The sequence below is a fragment of the Methylibium sp. genome (genome assembly GCF_013817365.1).
Taxonomy (GTDB): domain Bacteria; phylum Pseudomonadota; class Gammaproteobacteria; order Burkholderiales; family Burkholderiaceae_C; genus Methylibium.
This window is the reverse complement of record NZ_JACDCU010000259.1, coordinates 1-5,954: the sequence shown is the minus strand read 5'-3', so window position 1 is coordinate 5,954 and position 5,954 is coordinate 1. Positions and strand designations below refer to the sequence as shown.

Here is a 5,954-nt window from a genome sequence, read left to right as displayed (position 1 = left end):
GGCTTGAACTCACCTCCATGCTGGTTGGTTTTCCGCGCCACCTGTCGCAACACGTCGGCGGCTTCGTCATCGCGCGCGACGAACTCACGCGGCTGGTGCCGATCGAAAACGCGGCGATGGAAGGCCGGCGCGTGATCCAGTGGGACAAGGACGATCTCGAATCGCTCGGCCTGCTCAAGGTCGATGTGCTGGCGCTGGGCATGCTCAGCGTGCTCAAGCGCTCGCTCGATCTGATGACATTGCTTCGCGGGCCTGTTGCAGGCGTTGCCGGTTTGCCGAGCCATGCCTGGCGAATGGAAGACATTCCCCGCGAAGACGGCATGACCTACGACATGATTCAGCAGGCCGATACGGTCGGCGTCTTCCAGATCGAGAGCAGGGCCCAGCAAAGCATGCTGCCCCGGCTCAAACCGGCCCGGCTCTACGACCTCGTGGTCGAAGTTGCGATCGTTCGGCCGGGGCCCATCCAGGGCGGCATGGTGCATCCCTACCTTCGGCGGCGACAGGGTCTGGAGCCTTCAGCGTCCCCCAAGCCGGAGCTCGACGTGGCCCTGAAGCGCACCCTGGGGGTGCCGATCTTCCAGGAACAGGTAATGCAAATCTGCATGATCGCCGCCGGCTTCAGCGGCGGCCAGGCCGACAAGCTGCGGCGGGCCATGGCAGCGTGGCGGCGCACCGGCGATGTGAAACGGTATCGCGACATCATCGAAGGGATGGTTCGCAACGACTACGACCGCGGTTTCGCCGAGGCGATCTTCGAGCAGATCAAGGGCTTCGGCGACTACGGCTTTCCGGAAAGCCATGCCTTCAGCTTCGCCCTGCTCGCCTACCTGAGCGCCTGGATCAAGTGCCACGAGCCGGCAATTTTTTTGGCCGCCCTGATCAACTCGCAGCCGATGGGCTTTTACTCGCCATCGCAGTTGGTGCAGGACGCGAAGCGGCATGGGATCGAGGTCAAGGCCGTCGATGTGCTGCACAGCGACTGGGACTGCACGCTCGAGCGGCGTGCGCCCGACCGCGGGCTGCCGGATTCGCGCATTCCTCAGCCCGCGGTGCGCCTGGGCCTGCGCAGGGTGTCGGGCTTCAACGAACTTGCCGCCGAGCGCTTGATGAATGCACGCAACGAAGCGCCCTTCGACAGCATCGACGATCTGGCCCGCCGCGCCGCGCTCGATCCTCAAGAGCTGCAGCAGCTCGCCCGCGCCGACGCGCTGATCGGTCTGGCCGGCCACCGCCGACAGCAAACCTGGGTGGCGACCGGCCAGCAACGCCATCACGCGCTTCTGGCCGACGCACCGCAGCGCGAAGAGGCCCTGGCCTTGCCCCCGGCGCCCGAAGGCGATGAAATCACGCTCGACTACGCCGCCACCGGCTTGACGCTGCGACGCCATCCCCTTGCCTTGCTGCGCCCTCGCCTGTCAGCGCGGCACGTGCGCAGCGCCGACGAGCTGACCGCCCTTCGCAACGGCGCCAGCGCCTGGGCCTGCGGCATCGTCGTCATGCGCCAGCAGCCGGAAACCGCCAAGGGCACGATCTTCGTGACGCTCGAGGACGAGACCGGCTCGGTCAATGTGATCGTCTCGAAGCATTTGCGCGAGCGCAACCGTCAGGCGCTGCTGGCTTCCAGGCTGCTCGCCGTTGCGGGGCAATGGCAGAAGTCGCCCGAAGGCGTGATGCATCTGGTGGCGCAGCGGCTGGTCGATGTGACGCCGTGGCTCGGCAAGCTGGGCACGAGCTCGCGCGACTTTCATTGAGCGTCGGAGCGTCGTACGCGCGTGGCAGCCGAAGCTCGCGTTCCGCGCCTCGCGTTCCCGCGTCCTCGCCGTATTGCTTTATCGTTCCCTGAGTGTCGCGCACTACGCGCTGCGTAACCCAGTGCAGCCCGATCGCAACTCAAGCGCCGCGCTGACGCAGAGATTCGTACAGGCAGATCGCCGCAGCCGCCGCCACATTGAGCGACTCTTCGCCGCCGGGCTGGGGAATGCGTCGCGTCTGGGCACAGCGCGCCAGCAGCGTGGCATCGACGCCCTGCCCCTCATGGCCGAACACCCAGGCGCAAGGCTCGGGCAGCGCACCCTCGGCGATCGAGCGCTCGCCATGCGAGCTGGTGGCAACCAGCGGCACAGCCAGCGCATCGAGATCGCCCACGTTCGCACTCTCCACCAGCCGCAGTGCGAAATGCGCCCCCATGCCGGCGCGCAGCACCTTCGGCGACCACAGCGCCGCGGTACCCGCGAGGGCCACGACCTGCGCCACGCCGAGCGCAGCCGCACTGCGCAGCACGCTGCCCACGTTGCCGGCGTCCTGCAGACGGTCGAGCACCACACTGGCCAGGCCGCCCCGCACGGCGGCTTCGGCAGGCCGCTCGATCACGAAGCCGATGCGCGCCTGTGATTCGAGCGGGCTGAGCCCGGCGAAGAGAGCCTCGCTCAACACGGTGATCCGCGGCGCCCGCAAGGCCAAGGCTCGCAAACTTGCATCGACCCAGCCGGCCGCGCTCAGCACCGCCTGCGTCGGCACCGGGCCTCGTGCGGCACAGGCCGCGCACAAGTGCTCGCCCTCCAGCCACACCTGCCCGAGCTTGCGGTAGCCGCCCGGATCGCGGATCAGTTTGCGCAGTCTGGTCAGCAGCGGGTTGTCACGCGAGCTGACGAAAACCGGCTCGCGGCTCACGGCAGCAGCCCGGCGGCGTCGCCCCACATGCCGGCAAGCGCCTCGCGCACCGGCGCAAAGCTGCGGCGGTGCACATGGCAGGCGCCATGCGCACGCAAGGCCGCCAGATGCCCGGGCGTGCAATAGCCCTTGTGCTCGGCGAACCCGTACTGCGGATGCGCCTCGTGCAGCTCCAGACACAGCCGGTCGCGATGCACCTTGGCAAGGATGGAAGCGGCCGAAATCGCCGCCACCTTCGCATCGCCGCCGATCACCGCCTCGGCCGGCATGCGCAGCACCGGCAGCCGGTTGCCGTCGACCAGCACCTGCTTCGGGATCAGGCGCAGGCCATCGACGGCGCGGCGCATGGCCAGCAGAGTGGCCTGCAGAATGTTGATGGCGTCGATCTCCTCGACGCTGGCCTGCGCGACGCTGCAGCACAGCGCCTTGGCGCGGATCTCATCGAACAGTCGCTCGCGTTGACGCTCGCTCAGCACCTTGGAGTCAGCGAGGCCGTAGATCGGCTGGGCGTGGTCGAGGATCACCGCGGCGGCGACCACGGGGCCGGCCAGCGGGCCGCGGCCGGCTTCGTCCACGCCGGCCATCAGGCCACGCGTGTTCCAGGACAGCATGAGCCCCAACTGCTCGGGCACAGCCGCCTTGCTGCCTCGCGGCCCGGGCTCAGGAGCCGATGACTTGCGCGATCGCATCGGTGGCGGCCCGCGCGGTATCGCGCCTCAGGCTCGAGTGGAGTTCATGGAAACGCTCGGCAACGCGCTCGCCCGACGCGGGGTCGTCGAGCCAGCGCAGGACTGCAGCGGCCAGCGCCTCGGGTGTCAGCGCGTCCTGCAGCAACTCGGGCACGACGAACTCGTTCGCCAGCACGTTGGGCAGGCCGACCCAGGGCTGGTAGCGCATGCGGCGCATCAACTGCCAGTTCAGCCAGTGCAGCCGGTAGCCGATGACCATCGGCCGCTTGAACAGCGCGGCCTCCAGGGTGGCCGTGCCGCTGGCCACCATGGCGGCGTCGCAGGCCGCCAGCACCTCATGCGAGCGGCCGTCGACGAGCTGCACCGCATCGGCGGCACCGGCCTCGGCGACGAGCGCCTCGATCTGCGGCCGCATTCCGGGAGCGATCGGCAGTACGCAGCGCAGGTCGGGGCGCGCGGCCCGCAGCTGTTGGGCGGCGCGCAGGAAGCTCGGCGCGATGTGGCGAATCTCGCTGCGCCGGCTGCCCGGCAGCACCGCGACGACGACATTGCGCTCGCTCAAACCCAAAGCGACGCGGGCGGCGTGGCGCGGCACCTCCACGGGAATCGCATCGGCCAGCGGATGACCGACATAGCTCGCCGGCACGCCGGCCTTGGCCAGCAAAGCCGGCTCGAACGGAAAGAGGCACAGCACGTGATCGGCGGAAGCGGCCAGCTTGTGCACGCGTTCGCCGCGCCAAGCCCAGATCGACGGGCAGACGAAGTGCACCGTCTTCAAGCGGGCGACCTTGAGACGCGCTTCGAGGCCGAGATTGAAGTCCGGAGCATCGATGCCGATGAAGGCCGCGGGCCGCGCTTGTAGCAGGCGATCGCCGAGCTGCTTGCGCACAGCCACGAGTTGGCGGTAGACCAGCAAGGCCTCGGCATAACCGTGCACGGCGAGCCGCTCGCTCGGCCACCAGGCCTCGAAGCCCTGCGCGGTCATGCGCGGGCCGCCGATGCCTGCTGCGGCCAGCGCGGGCCAGCGCGCCTTCAGGCCGCCCATCAGCAAACCGGCGAGCAGATCCCCCGAAGCCTCACCGGCGACCATGCCGAACTGCATTCGCTGCGCGTCCTAACGGACGATGCCGCGAGTGGATGCGCTCAGGAAGCCGGACATCAGCTCCACATCCAGGTCGCCGCCTTCGACCTGCCCTCGCAAGTCGCCGATCTGCGCCTTCGCCTCTTCGAACGTCAGGCCATTGCGGTAGAGGAGCCGGTGCATCTGCTTGATCTGGGCGATCCGCTCGGGCCCGAAGCCGCGCCGGCGCAAGCCTTCGACGTTGAAGCCGTGCGCCTTGGCCGGGTTGCCGTCGACCATCATGAACGGCGGCACGTCCTGCGACAGCGCGGTCTGAAAACCCGCCATCGCATGCGCGCCGATCTTGACGAACTGGTGCACGCCCGTCAGCCCGCCGACGATGACCCAGTCGCCCACCTGCACATGGCCGGCCAGGGTGGCATTGTTGGCGAGGATGCACTGGCTGCCGAGTTGCACGTCGTGGGCGAGGTGAACGTAAGCCATGATCCAGTTGTCGTCGCCGACGCGCGTGCAGCCGCTGTCTTGCACCGTGCCGCAGTTGAAGGTGCAGAACTCGCGGATGGTGTTGCGGTCGCCGATCGAGAGGTGCGTCGGCTCGCCCGCGTACTTCTTGTCTTGAGGCGCGGCGCCGATCGAGCAGAACTGCCAGATGCGGTTCTCAGAGCCGATCGACGTATGGCCTTCGACGACGCAGTGCGGCCCGATGCTGCTGCCGGAGCCGATGCGCACGTGCGGCCCGACCACCGCGTAGGGGCCGACCTGCACGTCGGCGGCAAGCTCGGCCTGCGCATCGACGATCGCCGTCGGATGGATGCGACTCATCGCGGCCGAACGCTCAGACCGGCGTGGCGGCGCCACCGACCGAGCGCATGGTGCACATCAGTTCGGCCTGGCAGGCCAGCTCGCCGGCCACGCTGGCGCGTGCACTGAACTTGTGGATGCCGCCCTTGATGCGATCGACCGCGACGTCGAGGATCAACTGATCGCCCGGCTCCACGGGCCGCTTGAAGCGCGCGCCGTCGATGCCCACGAAGTAGATGACCGAGTTCTTGTCGCTCTGCAGCTTGTCGTCGGCGAAGCTCAGCAACGCGGCGGCCTGCGCCAGCGCTTCGAGCATCAGCACGCCCGGCATGACGGGGCGGTGCGGGAAGTGGCCGACGAAGTAAGGCTCGTTGATCGACACGTTCTTGAGCGCCCGGATGCGCTTGCCCGGCTCGAGCTCGAGCACGCGATCCACCAGCAGGATCGGGTAGCGGTGCGGCAGTTTCTCGAGGATCTGGTGGATGTCCATCATGGTTCTTGTTTCGAGCCGGGCCGGCGTCGGCCGCTGTCTTCGTCGTTGTGCGGTGCACCGGCATCGGCGCTGTCCGGCTTTGCTTCGCGTTCCAGAACACGGACCCGCTCGCGCAGCGCGTGCAGCTGCCGCAGCGTGGCCGCGTTCTTCTCCCAGGCGCGATTGTCATCGAGCGGAAAGAAGCCGGTGTAGGTGCCAGGGCGAGTGATCGAGCGGC

The 5,954-nt window shown here is 68.4% G+C and carries 6 protein-coding genes and 1 pseudogene; 1 reads left to right on the top strand and 6 read right to left on the bottom strand.

Features of this window, described 5'->3' with window-relative positions; all coding sequences use genetic code 11:
* Window positions 1-1,754, top strand: a 1,754-nt coding sequence (locus H0W38_RS14875) for an OB-fold nucleic acid binding domain-containing protein (protein WP_367162170.1), incomplete at its 5' end; no start/stop codon positions are given.
* Window positions 1,755-1,893: 139 nt separating this feature from the next.
* Here the strand turns inward: H0W38_RS14875 and H0W38_RS14870 are convergent.
* The 6 genes and pseudogenes from H0W38_RS14870 to H0W38_RS14845 form a co-directional block, all read right to left on the bottom strand.
* Window positions 1,894-2,673 carry an RNA methyltransferase gene (locus tag H0W38_RS14870; RefSeq protein ID WP_292455416.1) on the bottom strand — a complete coding sequence of 260 codons (780 nt, stop codon included), beginning with the start codon at window positions 2,671-2,673 and terminating at the stop codon, window positions 1,894-1,896.
* Window positions 2,670-3,284, bottom strand: coding sequence for a ribonuclease HII (gene rnhB / locus H0W38_RS14865; RefSeq protein ID WP_292455414.1), 615 nt, complete (start codon window positions 3,282-3,284; stop codon window positions 2,670-2,672). The genes H0W38_RS14870 and rnhB overlap by 4 nt, the downstream gene beginning before the upstream one ends.
* 49 nt (window positions 3,285-3,333) lie before the next feature.
* The gene (gene lpxB / locus H0W38_RS14860) at window positions 3,334-4,464 is read right to left on the bottom strand and encodes a lipid-A-disaccharide synthase (protein ID WP_292455411.1); all 1,131 of its coding nucleotides are present in this window, start codon (window positions 4,462-4,464) and stop codon (window positions 3,334-3,336) included.
* Window positions 4,465-4,476: 12 nt separating this feature from the next.
* Complete coding sequence (lpxA, locus tag H0W38_RS14855; protein ID WP_292455409.1) at window positions 4,477-5,265, bottom strand: acyl-ACP--UDP-N-acetylglucosamine O-acyltransferase; 789 nt, start codon at window positions 5,263-5,265, stop codon at window positions 4,477-4,479.
* 13 nt (window positions 5,266-5,278) lie between these two features.
* Window positions 5,279-5,737 (bottom strand): 3-hydroxyacyl-ACP dehydratase FabZ, encoded by a 459-nt coding sequence (gene fabZ, locus H0W38_RS14850; RefSeq protein WP_292455406.1) that lies wholly within the window; start codon window positions 5,735-5,737, stop codon window positions 5,279-5,281.
* Window positions 5,734-5,954, bottom strand: a pseudogene (locus H0W38_RS14845) (hypothetical protein); the annotation flags it as partial. The pseudogene H0W38_RS14845 and the gene fabZ, both read right to left, overlap by 4 nt.